10 protein-coding genes and 1 pseudogene are annotated in these 14,869 nt (G+C 60.8%); 5 read left to right on the top strand and 6 right to left on the bottom strand.

The window, feature by feature from the left end:
* Positions 1-3 precede the first annotated feature (3 nt).
* From ATY75_RS15020 to ATY75_RS15030, 3 genes are read right to left on the bottom strand one after another with little or no spacing between them, the layout of a single operon-like run.
* On the bottom strand, positions 4-3,429 hold the full coding sequence (locus ATY75_RS15020) for a DEAD/DEAH box helicase family protein (protein WP_088938169.1): 3,426 nt from the start codon (positions 3,427-3,429) through the stop codon (positions 4-6).
* Positions 3,430-3,435: 6 nt separating this feature from the next.
* The gene (locus ATY75_RS15025) at positions 3,436-4,608 is read right to left on the bottom strand and encodes a restriction endonuclease subunit S (RefSeq protein ID WP_088938170.1); all 1,173 of its coding nucleotides are present in this window, start codon (positions 4,606-4,608) and stop codon (positions 3,436-3,438) included.
* Positions 4,608-6,176: a class I SAM-dependent DNA methyltransferase gene (locus tag ATY75_RS15030; RefSeq protein ID WP_088938171.1), complete on the bottom strand. Its 1,569-nt coding sequence runs from the start codon at positions 6,174-6,176 to the stop codon at positions 4,608-4,610. Before ATY75_RS15030 ends, ATY75_RS15025 begins: the two co-directional genes overlap by 1 nt.
* A 144-nt stretch (positions 6,177-6,320) precedes the next feature.
* Between ATY75_RS15030 and ATY75_RS15035 the strand changes: the two genes are divergently transcribed.
* Complete coding sequence (locus ATY75_RS15035) at positions 6,321-7,460, top strand: DUF4268 domain-containing protein (RefSeq protein ID WP_088938172.1); 1,140 nt, start codon at positions 6,321-6,323, stop codon at positions 7,458-7,460.
* Positions 7,461-7,497: 37 nt separating this feature from the next.
* Here ATY75_RS15035 and ATY75_RS35060 read toward each other — a convergent pair.
* Positions 7,498-7,746, bottom strand: a pseudogene (locus ATY75_RS35060) (hypothetical protein); the annotation flags it as partial.
* A gap of 113 nt (positions 7,747-7,859) precedes the next feature.
* Between ATY75_RS35060 and ATY75_RS15045 the strand changes: the two are divergent.
* Positions 7,860-8,129 carry a hypothetical protein gene (locus tag ATY75_RS15045; RefSeq protein WP_088938173.1) on the top strand — a complete coding sequence of 90 codons (270 nt, stop codon included), beginning with the start codon at positions 7,860-7,862 and terminating at the stop codon, positions 8,127-8,129.
* 133 nt (positions 8,130-8,262) lie between these two features.
* Here ATY75_RS15045 and ATY75_RS15050 read toward each other — a convergent pair whose 3' ends face one another.
* Positions 8,263-9,042, bottom strand: a complete 780-nt coding sequence (locus ATY75_RS15050) for an SDR family NAD(P)-dependent oxidoreductase (protein WP_088938174.1) — start codon at positions 9,040-9,042, stop codon at positions 8,263-8,265.
* A gap of 522 nt (positions 9,043-9,564) precedes the next feature.
* Positions 9,565-10,182, bottom strand: a complete 618-nt coding sequence (locus ATY75_RS15055; protein ID WP_088938175.1) for a TetR/AcrR family transcriptional regulator — start codon at positions 10,180-10,182, stop codon at positions 9,565-9,567.
* Between the two features lie 111 nt (positions 10,183-10,293).
* Between ATY75_RS15055 and ATY75_RS15060 the strand changes: the two genes are divergently transcribed.
* The 3 genes from ATY75_RS15060 to ATY75_RS15070 all read left to right on the top strand — a co-directional run bounded on the left by ATY75_RS15060 (position 10,294) and on the right by ATY75_RS15070 (position 14,798).
* A complete protein-coding gene (locus ATY75_RS15060) occupies positions 10,294-10,980 on the top strand; it encodes a PspA/IM30 family protein (protein ID WP_088938176.1) in 687 nt (228 codons plus the stop codon).
* Between the two features lie 46 nt (positions 10,981-11,026).
* Positions 11,027-11,308, top strand: coding sequence for a YiaA/YiaB family inner membrane protein (locus tag ATY75_RS15065; RefSeq protein ID WP_003569708.1), 282 nt, complete (start codon positions 11,027-11,029; stop codon positions 11,306-11,308).
* A 94-nt stretch (positions 11,309-11,402) separates the two neighbouring features.
* A complete protein-coding gene (locus ATY75_RS15070; protein ID WP_088938177.1) occupies positions 11,403-14,798 on the top strand; it encodes an acyl-[ACP]--phospholipid O-acyltransferase in 3,396 nt (1,131 codons plus the stop codon).
* Positions 14,799-14,869: the final 71 nt, after the last annotated feature.

The raw sequence follows: 14,869 nt of genomic DNA on the forward strand, positions 1-14,869 counted from the left end.
TCTTCACCCCGCTGCGCTCTCGTTCAATCCTCTGATCACCTCGACGAGCTTCTTCGTCTTCTCGAAGTCGAAGACCTGCTGCGGACCTTCTGGTGCAACATCGATGAATGGGCTTTCGTAGAGCAGGGCGGGATCCATAACGCCTCTCTCCGTCAAGTGCTCAATGACCATCTCGATGAATTCGATCTGGTCGGCCGTGGCGCCGCTGTCGGAGACGAAGCTGGAGAAGGCTTCGGCTACGGCCGCGCGGTCGAGGCCGACCAACGAGCGGACGAAAGCGCCGAAGCCGTGTGCGACTTCCGTCGCCTTCTCCAGATGCTTGACGTCGCCAATGCCGGCGGAAAGCAGCATGGCCTGCAGTTCCTCAACATCGGTTGGCGTCAGCGGTTTGCCGTGGCGCAATTTGGCGATGGCGATATGGTCTTCGTGCTCGCGCAGGAAATGCCGGGCCTTCCGCTTGAAGCGGGCGAAATCTACCTCGCCGACTTCCGGCAGATCGATTTCGGCGCCCAGGCCCAATTCGTCCTCGAAATTCGTGTAGACGACCCTGCGCTTGCCCTTCTCAATATGCTGCATGAGGCCGCGAAGCCTCAGCCGTACCAGTTCAAGCAGCGGCACGGTAATGCCTTCCCACCACGGGTCGGAGAGGATATCGAGGATCAGCGGATGTTGGGCGGCGATGATCGGGATCGCAGTCTGTTCGTCCAGCGCCGAGGCAATCTCGACCAACTGCTTCTTCAGCCGGTCGAAGTTTTTCGAACCCTTGAGCAGCGCCAGCTCTAGGCCGAAAATCAAAAGATCGAAGCGTTTGGCTTCTTCCGGCTCGCCCTTCACTTCGGTTGGCAGCGGTGCAACATCGTCGAGCAGTTCTTCGCGCACCGCGTCTGACAGCTCGATCCAGGCCTCAGCGGATTTATATTTCTCCACCGTCCGCCGCTTGGCCCGTACGATGAAGTTATCGAAGTTCATACCGGCTACGTAGGTCTGCAATGCATCCAGCGCCTCGTCGCGGACCGCCTGCTCATTGAGCGGCTTGCCGCCGCCGGCGTCATAGCTTTCCTGGCGGGCCTCGGCCATGCCAGAAGCGTCTAACCTTTGCTTCTCATCCAAAGCCCGCACAAGGTCAAAGCGGGCGGCGAACAGGCGTTCGTTCAGGCTTTTCGCATTGCGGCCATCGTCCGGCTGCGGGTTCTGGCGGAAGAATTCCAGGTTCTGGCAATAGTCGAAGACGCGGAAGAATTCCTTGTCCTCACCGGGGCCGAACAGATCGGGGCAAAGTCGCGTGCCGCGCCCGATGATCTGCCAGAACTTCGTCTTCGAGCGGATGAGCTTGAACAGCACGAGGTTGACCACCTCGGGCACGTCGATGCCGGTGTCGAGCATGTCGACGGAGATGGCGATATGCGGATTGCCGTCCTTCCTGGAAAAGTCGTCGATCAGGCTCTGGGCATATTCGGTCTTGAAGGTGATGACACGGGCAAAATGGCCGGCGGCTAGATGCGGATAAGCGCGGTTGAAACGCTCCTCGATGAATTCGGCATGTTGCTGGTTCTTGGCGAAGATGATGGTCTTGCCGAGCCGATCGCCGCCGGCGACCTTCAGGCCCTCGGTCATCACGTGGGCCAGCACCTTGTCGACGGTGTCGGCGTTGAACAGCCATTTGTTGACGGCTTCGGCGTTGACCGTATCAGGCGGGTCGCCATCCTCCTCGTCCCATTCCAGCATGTCCCACTGTTCTTTTTCCGTCTCGGAAAGATCGTCGTAGCGGATGCCTTCACGCTGAAATTTGAGCGGTACGGAGACCGAATGCGGCGGCACGAGATATTCGTCCTCTACCGCCTTGTCGAGCGAATAGGCGTCTGTGGGAACACCATCCTCGAGATCGAACAAACCGTAGGTATTGCGGTCGATCTCGTCCTTCGGCGTGGCAGTGAGGCCGACGAGCAGACTGTCGAAATAATCGAAGATCGCGCCATAACGCTGATAGACCGACCGGTGCGCCTCGTCGACGATGACGAGATCGAAATGACCGGGCCCGAAACGGGCTTGTCCGGATTGCCGCTCGTCGATCAGGTTCATCATCGTCGGATAGGTGGAGAGGAAGACACGGCCTTCGGCGTTCTTCTCCGTCACCAGGTTGACCGGCGAGGTCTCCGGCAGCTGTCGTTTGAACTCCCGCACCGCCTGGTTCACCAGCGCCACGCGGTCTGCCAGAAAAAGCACGCGCTTCACCCAGCCGGCGCGCATCAAAAGGTCGACCAGCGCGATCACCGTGCGCGTCTTGCCGGAGCCGGTCGCCATGACCAGCAGGCTTTTGCGCTGCTTGTGGGCTTCGAAGGTTTCGGCGACGCGCGAGATGGCGCGGGTCTGGTAATAGCGGCCGGCGATTTGTCTGTTGACGGCCAGTCCCGCAATCGGCTTGCGGCTCGCCCGCCGCTGGATCGTCAGCGCCAACTCGTCCTTCTTGTAGAAACCGGAAACGGCGCGCTGCGGATAGGCGGTATCGTCCCAGATCCAATGCTCATAGCCATTGGAGGTGAAGATCACCGGCCGCTGGCCAAACTGCTTTTCCAGGCAATCGGCATAGAGTTTTGCCTGCTGCTGGCCGGCGCGCGGATCACGCTTGGTGCGCTTCGCCTCTATCAGCGCCAAGGGTTTGCCGTCGTCACCCCAGAGCACGTAATCGACGAAGCCCTTGCCCTCATTGTTCGGCATGCCCTCGACCGGGAATTCGCGGTCGCGCGGCTGATCGAGCCTCCAGCCAGATTCCTTCAGCAGCAGGTCGATATAGAGGTCGCGGGTCTGAGCTTCCGAATAATCGTGATGGTCGGGCCGCGCCTCGTTCTCATGGCGGGCTGCAGCCACTTCGGCGCGCAGGCGTTTCAGCTCGGCGTCGAGATCGGCGTTGTCACGCAGCATGGCCTCGAAGGCTGCATCCTTCGCTTCCATCTCGCCCTTCATGCGGGTGAGTTCGGCGAAAGCGCGCTTCACCACATCCGTTTTGCGGGTGAGATGCGCAGGATCAAAGGCGAATCCATCAGCCGGCCGATTCTTGCGTGCATAGGTGCGGGCCAGCCAGAAGCAGAGATGGAACAGCTCGCGCACGGCATTCGCCGCCTCGGCGGGCTTCGTTTCGCGGCTTTCATGAACTGCCTGATTGCCGATCTTGATGATGACGCGGGCCTTGGAAAACACCGCCTGACCGGCAAGTTTCTGGAAGCTCGGCTCGTGGATCAGCGCCGAGATGTTGCTCTGGTAGGGAAATTTCAGGCCCGGATCGTGCTTGTAGGCCCATTGCACGGCCAGCTCCACCGTGCGCCGGGCATAAAACGCCGCCGCCCGCGGATCGCCTTCCGCCAAAGCTTCCGCCCGCTTCGCGCTGTCGAAGATCTCGGGAAATTCGGCGGCGATGAAGGCGAAATTGGACATGGAGCCTCAGAGCTGACCGGAGAAGGCGCGATGTTGGAGGGAGGAGAAGTGCGCGTCCAATACATTAAGTTGATTTTCACAGTTAAGTCTACATCTTTGCGTTGCTTTAATTCGCTTGGCAAAGTCATCTTGGAGTTGGCGCTCAGGCATTCCTATGCGAATGTTCAGAACCTTTTCTTTCGAGATGTTTTTCATCGAGCCGCTTGTTCCAGTGGCTCGCTTCGAGATTTCACGTCGAAACGAGGAACTGCTAAACATGCCGTGAACGAACAGCGGGTTTGGCTTGTTCTTGGCGTTCCAAGCAAAGCGCCAGATCTTGTCAGGCAGCACTATGCGTTCGCAATCCGTATGAACCATCGCGGTTGCGCCAATCAATTCCGCTGTGTTAGCTCTGCTGAACAGAAGGTCTCCCTTGTGAATCAAATGGTTGAGCCGAGCTCCATAGCTCTTCGGCAGAGCTTTCGCTTCCTCTGCCTTGAATATACCCGACGTCACCGCGCTGACCTTGAGTACACGATAGCTTAGCGGATCCGAATTATCTGGATCGGGCGCAAGATTCTTTCCGGTTTCAAAATCCTCTACCCAGTCAGAAATACGGCCGGCTGCAAACGACTTGTCGTTTTCAATCAGATCCCCGAACATCTCCAGAAAGATCGATTGGGTGAGGCTGTCGAGCAGGGCGATGGCTTGGCGGCGCTTCTGGCGCAATTGATCGGCCTTATCCAGTATCGCCGCAATCCGCTTCTGCTCGTCTAGGGGCGGGAGATTCAGCTGAATTGCCCGTAGATCTTTGACAGATAGGTGTTTGACCGTGACAAACGGAGTTCTATCCTCGATCGTTTTCAGGGCACCAGGTAGGAAATGAAATAGGTAGCTGTTGTCCAAGTGCTGCGGTTTTCCCGCGATCTTGCAGACACGTTGATTAAGCAAGGCAGCGTTGGACTGCCACCTGCCCCTATTGAACTCGCCATCCATGCCGATCAGGATGTCCCCGTTCTCAACAACGAAATCTTGGTGGTAGGAGCCCTCAAAGTAAGTGTCAGTGTAACCTCGAACGACGTCCCTGATTCGGATGAGGGGTAGTCCTCTCCCTTCCGTATTGAAGCCATCGGATGTGAAGGCAAAGCCCGAAACTATATTCGTAACCTCGCCTATCGAAACCAGCGATAGCGCCCGCATCACAGCATTGCCTCCAGCTCTTTCAGTCCTTCGGCGATCTCGGTCTCGAGCTTCAACAACTGAGCAATGATCTCCTTCGGTGGGCGATGTTCCGCCGCCTCATGCACCACTTCCTTGTAGCGGTTGAGCGACAGGTCATAGTCGAAGCCGGCGATATCCTCGCGGCTCACCGTAAAGCTCTGGCCGGTGCGCGGATTTTCGCGCTCCGCGCCATTGCGCTCCGCCCAGCGGGCGACGACATCCGGCAGGTTGTTCCTAGTATGCTCGTCCTCGCCGACCTTCTCCTTCGGCACCGGCCCGAACTTCTCCTCCGGCACCATCATCTGGCGCTTGTCGTCGAGGCTCATGCCGTCGGCCTGCACGTCGTAGAACCAGACGTGATCCGTGCCGCCGGAATTAGTCTTGGTGAAGAAGACGATCGCTGTGGAGACGCCAGCATAGGGCTTGAAGACACCCGATGGCAGCTTGACGATCGCGTCGAGCTTGTGCTCGTCCACCAGCATCTTGCGGATCGCCTTATGCGCCGTCGACGAGCCGAACAGCACGCCATCCGGCACGATCACTGCTGCGCGCCCGCCTGGTTTCAGGAGCTTCAGAAATAGCGCCATGAACAGAAGTTCGGTCTTCTTCGTCTTGACGATGGCGAGCAGGTCGTTGGCAGTCGTCTCGTAATCCAGCGAGCCGGCAAAGGGCGGGTTGGCGAGGATCAGCGAATATTTGTCGGCGTCGTCACCATGGCTGGAGGAGAGCGAATCCCGGTAGCGGATATCGGCGCCCTCGACGCCATGCAGCTGCATGTTCATCGAGCCGATGCGCAGCATGGTCTGGTCGAAATCGTAGCCGTGGAACATCGTATTGTGGAAATGCTTGTTCATCGACGTATCCATGAACAGCTTGCTGTGGTGCTCGCGCAGATATTCGCCGGCCGCGACCAGGAAGCCGCAGGTGCCGCTCGCCGGATCACAGATCACGTCCTGCGGCGTCGGCTTCGTCAGCTCGACCATCAGCTTGATGATATGGCGCGGCGTGCGGAACTGGCCGTTCTGCCCGGCCGAGGCGATCTTGCCGAGCATATATTCGTAGAGATCGCCCTTGGTGTCGCGATCCTCCAGCGGAATTTCTGCCAGCATGTCGACCACCTTGGCGAGCAGGCCGGGCGTCGGAATGGTGAAGCGGGCCCCCTTCATGTGTTCGGAGTGAGCAGTGCCTTTCTCTGCCATCTCTCGCAGGAATGGAAAGACGTTCTCCGCGACAATGAAGAACATGCGGGCCGGATCGTCGTTCTTGAAACGCGACCAGCGCAACATGGCATAGGAAATCTCTTCCTTGATTTCCCCCGTGTCGTCATCCCGGACCGTTCGATAAAGGCCGTCGGGAAAGACCACCCGCTCGATCGGCCGGCCGAGTAAGTTGGCTTTGTTTTCCTCGCGCGTCTGAATGTCATCCAGGCCGCGCATGAAGAGCAGGTAGGTGATCTGCTCGATCACTTCGAGTGGGTTGGCAATCCCACCCGCCCAAAAAGCGTTCCAAACCTGGTCGACCTTCGAGCGAATTTCACCTGTGAGCATGCGTATTCCCTGTCACCGTCCGAATCGGGTTTGACACTACGGCATAAGGCCGTGCTACTGAAGATGCATCGGGAAGTTGAATGACCGCAAGATGAGAGCTTTCTGTCAAAAGCTATTGGCCGGTCGGCCTACGAGTGTGACCCAATGTTTCGTGTTGATAGGAGCCAAAATAGAATCGCGCGCCTCGCACAAAGGCGCTTTGGCGAGCTTGCATTGCGTGAGCGGGATCATCTGCAGGAATGGCTTGTGCACCAGCCAGATGCACTTGGCGAAGAGTTACTCATCATCCAGAAAGAGTTTGACGGGTTCGACGAGACGCGTGAGCGGCTGGACCTTCTTGCGCTCGACAAGGCGGGCAATCTCGTCGTCATCGAGAACAAGCTCGACGATTCAGGCCGCGACGTGACTTGGCAGGCACTGAAATACACCGCCTATGTGTCGGGCCTGAATAAGCTGCAGATTGTCGAGATCTACCAGCAGTATCTCGACCGCTATTGCGGGGGTGGCTCGGCAGTCGAACGCATCTGCGAATTCATGGAGGTTGAGGAGCTTCAAGAGACGGTACTGAATCCCGGTAACGGCCAGCGCATGATGTTCATAGCTGCCAATTTCCGCCGTGAAGTGACCGCGACAGTCTTGTGGCTGCTTAGTCGAGGCATTCGTGCACAGTGCTTTCGCGTTGTCCCCTACAGCTTCGGCGATGAGCTGTTCATTGATCTGCAGCAGATTATCCCAACTCCGGAGGCTGCAGATTACATGATCGGCATCTCTTCAAAGGAGGTGGAGGAAACAAGTGCGCAGGGGGTCCAAGCGCGTCGACATCAGCTCCGGCTTCAGTTCTGGGCTCGCGCATTGGAGAGATTGCGCGCGGATGGCATCACCCTCTTTGCCAATGTTAATCCTAGTCGTGATCATTGGCTGAATGCAGGGTCTGGCGTTGGAGGTTGTCCTTTTACGATGGTTTTTGCACGCGACGAAGTTCGTGTCGAAGTAAATCTCGCGCGCGCCGACCGGGATCAGAATAAGTGGCTGTTCGATCGGCTCGAAGCCGACAGGTCTGCATTCGAAGCTAGATTGGGAGGGGCGATGAGCTGGTCTCGGCTCGACGAGAAGAAACAGAGCCGAATATCCTATTCCCATCCATTCGATGGCTTCGACGTCGACAACTGGCCGGAAATGCTGACCTGGTTGTCGGAGCACATACGCAAGTTGGAAGGGGCTTTCCGACAGCCACTAGCGCAACATGCGCGTTCGATTCCCAGCGTTGATGACACAACGGAATAATTGCGAGTCCGTTGGTCATCGAGCGAACCCCCGCCATCTACCCCAGTCTCCGCATCAACGCATCCTGAAACCCCGCATCACTGACCTCAGCCGTCACCTCCCACCGCTGCCTGTGATACCAATACGCGCCGCTGACCTTAGCGGCGCCATCATCGCTCGTCGCAAGCCATGTCTGCATGAGGTGCATCAGCTCAAGATCATCCGGCGCGCCGGCGCCGCCCTCTTGGTCGGCACCCCAGCCGGGTGACGGCGTTGCTCAGGACATCGGCCAGTGGCGGGCGATGGCTCCAACCACTGCTGTTTCAATCGCTCAACTCACAAAAACTGATGCGCTGTCTCACAACTTAATCTTGCGTGCAAATCTGCGGTAGGACATCTTGCCTTCAATTGGAGGGCAAAATGAAGATTTTAGGATGGGCGTATTCGAGGAATACGGGACACACTCACGAAGTTGCGAATTATCCAATCGGTGAGACTGACATCGAGATCGACTCTGACGGGAACGTACGCGTGAAGCTAATAAGCAAAGAAATTTCGCTGACCGGCCAATACGTGTTGAGCGTCCGACTTACTCCTGGCGAAATCGAGATGATCCACTCGGAACTTAAAACCGGCGATCTGAAAAAAAGATTAGAGAAGCTTGAGGAGCGATTGGGCGAACCTGATTAATTCATCAATGAGGCCCTCCGTATTCGATCTACTGCGTGTTGGCGCCGCCCCAGCTGCGTCGAGGCGAGAAGTCGAATACGCGTCGTCAAAAACGCTCAGCGCCCAACGCCCAACAAACTGTCGGTTTCGTTTGCTACCGCTGCTGTTCGAATAAGTGGACGCCCGTCAACTCCGCAAGCCTCTCCGCCAGCGCATCCTGAAACCCGACATCACCAACCTCCGCCGCCGCCTCCCGCCGCTGCCGGTGATACCAATACCCGCCGCTGACCCTGGCCGCGCCATCATCGCTCGTCGCCAGCCATGTCTGCGTGAGATGCCCCATTTCGAGATCATCCGGCGCGCCGGCGCCGCCCATTTTGGTCGGCACCCAGCCGGGGTCGACGGCGTTGCTTAAGACATCCGGCCAGTGGCGGGCGAGGGCGGCGGCGAGGGTGGCGATGTAGAGCTTGCTTTCCGAATAGGCCTGGCTGGCGTTCCATGGCCGCCGCTTCCAGTCGATATCGTCGAGGCTGCTGCCGCCGCTGCGGTGCATGCCGCTCGTGAGATAGATCAGGCGGTCGGGGCGGGTGATCCACGCGGTGAGGAGATAGGGGGCGAGCAGGTTGACCGCCAGCGTCTTGGCGTGACCATCCGGCGTTTCGCCGCGGCTTCGTTCGAGGTAGATGCCGGCATTGTGGATGACGGCGTCCATGCGGCCGATGGCGTTGACCTGGTCGGCGATGGAGCGCGTCTCGGCGGCGCTGGCGAGATCGCCGATGACGAGGGCGAGCGCGGCGGCTGACGTCTCTGCGATGGCGGCGGCGCGCTCACGGGAGCGGGCGTGGAGCACGACGTCATGGCCTTGGCTGATGAGGGTGCGGGCGGCGGCAAGCCCGAGGCCATCGGTGGAACCGGTGATGAAGATGCGGCTCATGGGGTTTCCTTTCGCGGTGGCGTGGTGGGGGCAGAGTGCTTGGGTGGGGGTGCTTGGGTCAAGTCTGAGGACGACGGAGGGTGGGGAGAGAGGATTGGCAGGGGGCGAGATGATGGGGCGAGTCCGGCGGCGTGGGGGCGGTTTTGCAGGCAGGTTCCCACATACTCCGTCATCCTCGGGCTTGAGCCGAGGATCCATGCTACGAGCGCTGTGCTGTCCGTCGGCAGTGGGAACGGCAGGGGCATCCTATCCGCGAACGTATGAACGTCGAGTGCTGCGTGTGATCCTCGGGTCAAGCCCGAGGATGACGGAGAGTGGGGTGAGGCTCCGGCTGGAACCGCAATGCCGTCAGTCGGATGATGGCATTTTTCGATGTGATTTCAGCGTCTTGACGACGGTGCCCGTTGGCATCATCGGCGACGGGCGTGGATCCTCGGGTCAAGCCCGAGGATGACGGAGAGTGGGGTGGGCTCGGCGAAAACGGCAGCGTCGTCAGCCTGCGCTACTCCCTCAACGCGAGCCTCACGCGCCCTCTTCTCTTCGCCGCTCCGCCCCGGCTGCAATCGTCTGCACCAGCTCGTCCACCTCCCTTGCCAGCCGCTCCAGCGGCAATCCCACGAAGCGGCCCTCCAGGCTGATGCTGACCACGCCGTGGACGGCGCCGAAGAGGGTGCGGGCGCGGATGGCGCGGTCTTCGGGGGGCATGTCGGGCTGCAGTTCGGCGAGCGGCTCGGCGATCACGTCCATCAGGAAGAGGTGTTCGTCGAGGTGCCATTGCGGCGTCGGGCTGGTGTCGGGAGGGAAGTGGTCGAACAGCGCCTTCCAGAGGTTGCGGTGCTCGACGGCGAAGGCGAGGTAGCCCTGGGCGAGGTTGCGCAGCCGGTCGGTCGGGCTTTTGTCGCGGGCCTCGGGCAGCGTCAGCTTCGCCTCCAAGGCCTTCAACGTCGAAGAATTGACGTGGATGACGAGTTCGGCGAGGTCGGTAAAGACGGTGTAGAGGCCGCCGAGCGCGCAGCCGGCGTCCTGGGTGATATCGCGGGCGCGCAGATTGGTCAGCCCGTCGCGGGCGATGCGCTCGCGCGCCGCCTCGATCAGCCGGGCCTTCAAATCCTCGCGTTTTTCTTCTCGCCTGCCGGCCATTCCCCATTCCACTTCGATTTTTTGAACGGCGTTCAAAATTTATCTTGAACGCCGTTCATGATTCTGCCATAACAACACTCGTGAACAACGTTCATAAACCGGAGGCAAGAAATGTTCAAACTGATTTCTATTCTCTTGCGGGGCAGGGCGCATGATGCCGAGCAGGCCTTTGCCGATCGCCACGCCGTGCCGCTGCTTTCCCAGCAGATCCGCGATGCCGCCCAGGCGATCCAGTCGGCCCGCCGCAGCGTCGCCGTCGCCATCGCCCAGAACGAGCAGGAAAAAGCGCAGCATCAGACGATCCTCAGCCGTATCGCCGATCTGGAGAGCCGCGCCTGCGCGGCGCTGGACAAGGGCAATGACGGTCTGGCCCGCGAGGCGGCCGAGGCGATCGCCTTTCTCGAAGCCGAGCGTGATGCCTCGGTGGCGGCGCAGGCCCAGTTCACCACATCGATCGGCAAGCTGAAGGGGATCGTCCGAGCGGCCGAGGCGCGGCTGCAGGAGCTGCAGCGCGGCGAGCGGCTGGCGCGGGCCACCGAGGAGGCGCAGAAGCTCGATGTCGTCGTCGCCGGCCCGGGCCTCGCCACCCTCGACGAGGCCGAGGAGACGCTCGCGCGGCTGCGCCTGCGCCAGAGCCAGAACGAGCTGACGGCGGCCGCGCTGAAGGACATGGAAAGCACCACCCGGCCGGCCGGCATCATCGAGAAGCTCGCCAATGCCGGCTGCGGCGCGCCGCTCAGCTCCTCGGCCGATGACGTGCTTGCCCGGCTGAAGAGCCGCATCACCCCGGCCGCCTGATTTCATCCATTCGACCAACACCCCTCAAAATTGAAGGATCACTGCAATGAACGACAGTTTCCAGAAACATTCCGCCAGCTGGGTCAGCTTCTCCTACATCTCCTTCGGCTCGGCCGCCTTCATGCTGGCGCTCGGCCTCTATATGATGCCGCTCGATCTCTGGGGCAAAGGCTATCTCGCCATGGGCATCCTGATGCTGGTGCAGACGACGGTGAACATCACCAAGACGCTGCGCGACAATGCCGAATCCGAGAAGCTGATCCGCAAGGTCGAAGATGCCCGCACGGAAAAACTGCTCGTCAAATTCAATCGTAGCGATGAAGATTGATCTTCCTTAACCACACCGCAGAGTTGTTGCCGCATTCAACCAATGGGTAACAACTCTGTGGCCTTCTCGAGCTGCCTAAAGAAGGACTCCCGCCGTGCAACACAATCTGATGACGTCTAGAAAATTCGCGCCGCTGTTCTGGACCCAGTTCCTCACGGCCTTCAACGACAATTTTCTGAAGAACACGCTGGTGTTCCTCATTCTCTTCAAGATGTCGGCCAGCGAAGGCGCTGCGCTGGTGACGCTTGCCGGCGTCATCCTCATCGTGCCCTTCCTGCTGCTTTCGGCACTCGGCGGCGAACTGGCCGACAAGCACGACAAGGCGAAAATCGCCGAACTCTTGAAACGCTGCGAGATCGGCATTGCCGCACTCGCCGTCGTCGGCCTCGGTTTTTCCTCCATCTTTGTGCTGATGGCGGCCCTCTTCGGCTTCGGCACCGTGTCGGCGCTGTTCGGGCCGATCAAATACGGCATCCTGCCCGATCATCTCGATCGCCGCGACCTGCCGAAGGCCAATGCCTGGATCGAGGGCGGCACCTTCATCGCCATCCTAGCCGGCACGATCATCGCAGCCCTTGCTTTCTCAAGCGGCGACAATGTGCTGCTCTTCGGCTCGATGATGATGGGCCTGTCGCTGCTCTGCTGGCTGGCGAGCCGGATGATCCCGGCGACCGGCTCCAAGGCGCCGGATCTGCAGATCGACCGCAATGTCATCCGCTCCAGCTATACGCTGGTTATGGAAATCCGTAGGGATAAGCGGCTGTGGCGCTCGGCGCTGATGAACTGCTGGTTCTGGCTGGTCGGCGCCTTCGTGCTGTCAATCCTGCCGACCATGGTGACCGAGCTGCTCGGCGGCTCCGAGCTCGTCGTTCCCGCCTATCTCACCGTCTTTGCCATCGCCGTCGCCGTCGGCTCCGGCATCGCCGCCTGGATGTCGTCGGGCCGCATCGTGCTGCTGCCGGCCCCGGTGGGAACGGCGCTGCTCGGCCTCTTCAGCCTCGATCTCGCCTGGAACCTCTGGGGCCTGGCCTCTGCCGCCCATGCGACGACGATCCTCGATTTCTTCGCCGGTGAAAACACCATCCGCGTCGCCATCGATCTCGCCGGCATGGCGATCGCGGGCGCCTTCATCGCCGTTCCCACCTTCGCCGCGCTGCAGACCTGGGCGCATGAGGACCGCCGCGCCCGCGTCATCGGTGCCGCCAACGTGCTCTCGGCGCTGTTCATCACCGTCGGCCTCGGCCTCGTCGCCGCCATCCAGGCGCTCGGCGCCTCCATTCCGCAAATTCTGATCGGCCTCGGCATTCTCAACTTTGCCGTTGCCTGGCTGATGCTGAAGACGCTGCCGACCAATCCCTTCCGCGATTTCATCTCGATCCTGTTCCGCGCCTTCATGCGCCTCGAGGTCGAGGGGCTGGAGAATATCAAGAAGGCCGGCCGCGCGCCGATCATCGCGCTCAACCATGTCAGCCTGCTCGACGGCGCCTTGGCGCTCGCCATCACCGAGGAGGAGCCGACCTTCGCCGTCGATTACAAGATCGCCCAGGCCTGGTGGGTGCGGCCCTTCCTGAAAATGTGCAAGTTCCTGCCGCTTGACCCGACAAAGCCGATGGCGACGCGCTCGCTGATCAAGGTGGTGCAGGACGGCAGCCCGATCGGCATCTTCCCCGAGGGCCGCCTGACGGTGACCGGCACGCTGATGAAGGTCTATGACGGTGCGGCCATGGTCGCCGACAAAACCGGCTCGATGGTGGTGCCGGTCAAGATCGACGGGCTGGAGAAGAGCTATCTCTCCTATCTCGATAACGGCAAGATCCGCCGCCGGCTGTTCCCCAAGGTCAAGGTCACCATTCTCGAGCCGGTGAAGCTCGACGTGCCGGCCGAGCTGAAGGGCCGCAAGCGCCGCACGGCGGCGGGGGCCGCGCTCTATCAGGTGATGTCGAACCTGTTGTTCGAGACCGCCGATACTTCCTCGACCGTGCTCGGCCGCGTCATTCAGGCTGCCCAGGAATTCGGCATGAAAAAGCTTGCCGTCGAGGATCCGGTCACCGGCAGCCTCACCTATGGCAAGCTGCTCACGGGTGCCGCCGTGCTCGGCGCCAAGTTCCGCGACCGCTTCCCGGAGGCAAATATCGGCGTCATGCTGCCGAATGCCAATGGCGCCGCCGCCACCATTCTCGGCGTCATGAGCGCGGGCAAGGTGCCGGCCATGCTGAACTTTACCGCCGGTGCCGCCAACATCCTCTCCGCCTGCAAGGCGGCCGAGGTGAAACATGTGCTGACCTCGCGCGCCTTCGTCGCCCAGGCCAAGCTCGGCGCGGTCGTCGAGGAGCTGCAAAAGCAGGTGACGATCGTCTGGCTCGATGATTTGAGAGCCGAGATCGGCGCGCTCGACAAGATCCGCGGGCTGCTGCGCAAGGGCCGGCCGCTGGTGAAGCGCTTGGCCGATGATCCGGCCGTCATCCTCTTCACCTCCGGTTCGGAGGGCACGCCGAAGGGCGTGGTGCTGACCCACCGCAACATCCTGTCAAACGCCGCCCAGGCCGCCGCCCGCATCGATTTCCACAGCGGCGACAAGGTGTTCAACATCCTGCCCGTCTTCCATTCCTTCGGGCTGACGGCCGGCACCGTGCTGCCGCTGATCTCCGGCGTGCCGGTCTATTTCTATCCGTCGCCGCTGCATTACCGCATCGTGCCGGAGCTGATCTATGTCTCCAACGCCACGATCATCTTCGGCACCGATACCTTCCTCAACGGCTATGCCAGGACGGCGCATCCCTACGACTTCCGCTCGATCCGCTACATCTTCTCCGGCGCCGAGCCGGTGAAGGCTTCGACCCGCAACACCTATATGGAAAAATTCGGCCTGCGCATCCTGGAAGGCTACGGCGTCACCGAGACGGCGCCGGTCATTTCCATCAACACGCCGATGTACAACCGCTCCGGCACAGTCGGCAAAATCCTGCCGGGCATGGAATGGAAGCTCGAACCGGTGCCCGGCATCGACGAGGGCGGCCGGCTGCATGTGCGCGGCGCCAATGTCATGGCCGGTTACCTCCGCGCCGAAAAGCCCGGCGTGCTCGAGCCGCTCGCCGATGGCTGGCACGACACCGGCGACATCGTCACCATCGACGAGGACGGCTTCGTCAAGATCCGCGGCCGCGCCAAGCGCTTTGCCAAGATCGGCGGCGAAATGATCTCGCTCGCCGCGGTCGAAACACTCGCCGCCGAACTCTGGCCGGGCGCGCTCTCCGTCGTCTCCTCGCTGCCCGACGCCAAGAAGGGCGAGCGCCTGGTGCTGCTCACCGAAGCCGAAACCGCCACCCGCGCCGAATTCCTCGCCTTCGCCAAGTCGAAGGGCGCCATGGACATGATGGTGCCGGCCGAGGTCACCATCGGCAAGGTGCCGGTGCTGGGATCGGGCAAGGTCGACTTCGTCGCGGCGCGCAAGCTGGCGGAAGGTGCGCTTGAGAAGGGGGAGGCGGCGTAGGCGGGGCTTGGCCGGCGTCAGGCGACGGGCAAATTCAAGCGAAGTGCGTGCGGCATGGATACTCGGGTCAA

This window comes from Rhizobium sp. N122, assembly GCF_002211295.1.
Lineage (GTDB): Bacteria > Pseudomonadota > Alphaproteobacteria > Rhizobiales > Rhizobiaceae > Rhizobium.

Excerpts from the sequence above, each read along its gene's own strand:
- ATY75_RS15035 (WP_088938172.1), top strand. The coding sequence starts at position 6,321 with ATGTTTCGTGTTGATAGGAGCCAAAATAGAATCGCGCGCCTCGCACAA.
- ATY75_RS15050 (WP_088938174.1), bottom strand. The coding sequence starts at position 9,042 with ATGAGCCGCATCTTCATCACCGGTTCCACCGATGGCCTCGGGCTTGCC.
- ATY75_RS15065 (WP_003569708.1), top strand. The coding sequence starts at position 11,027 with ATGAACGACAGTTTCCAGAAACATTCCGCCAGCTGGGTCAGCTTCTCC.
- ATY75_RS15055 (WP_088938175.1), bottom strand. The coding sequence starts at position 10,182 with ATGGCCGGCAGGCGAGAAGAAAAACGCGAGGATTTGAAGGCCCGGCTG.
- ATY75_RS15060 (WP_088938176.1), top strand. The coding sequence starts at position 10,294 with ATGTTCAAACTGATTTCTATTCTCTTGCGGGGCAGGGCGCATGATGCC.
- ATY75_RS15025 (WP_088938170.1), bottom strand. The coding sequence starts at position 4,608 with ATGCGGGCGCTATCGCTGGTTTCGATAGGCGAGGTTACGAATATAGTT.
- ATY75_RS15030 (WP_088938171.1), bottom strand. The coding sequence starts at position 6,176 with ATGCTCACAGGTGAAATTCGCTCGAAGGTCGACCAGGTTTGGAACGCT.
- ATY75_RS15020 (WP_088938169.1), bottom strand. The coding sequence starts at position 3,429 with ATGTCCAATTTCGCCTTCATCGCCGCCGAATTTCCCGAGATCTTCGAC.
- ATY75_RS15045 (WP_088938173.1), top strand. The coding sequence starts at position 7,860 with ATGAAGATTTTAGGATGGGCGTATTCGAGGAATACGGGACACACTCAC.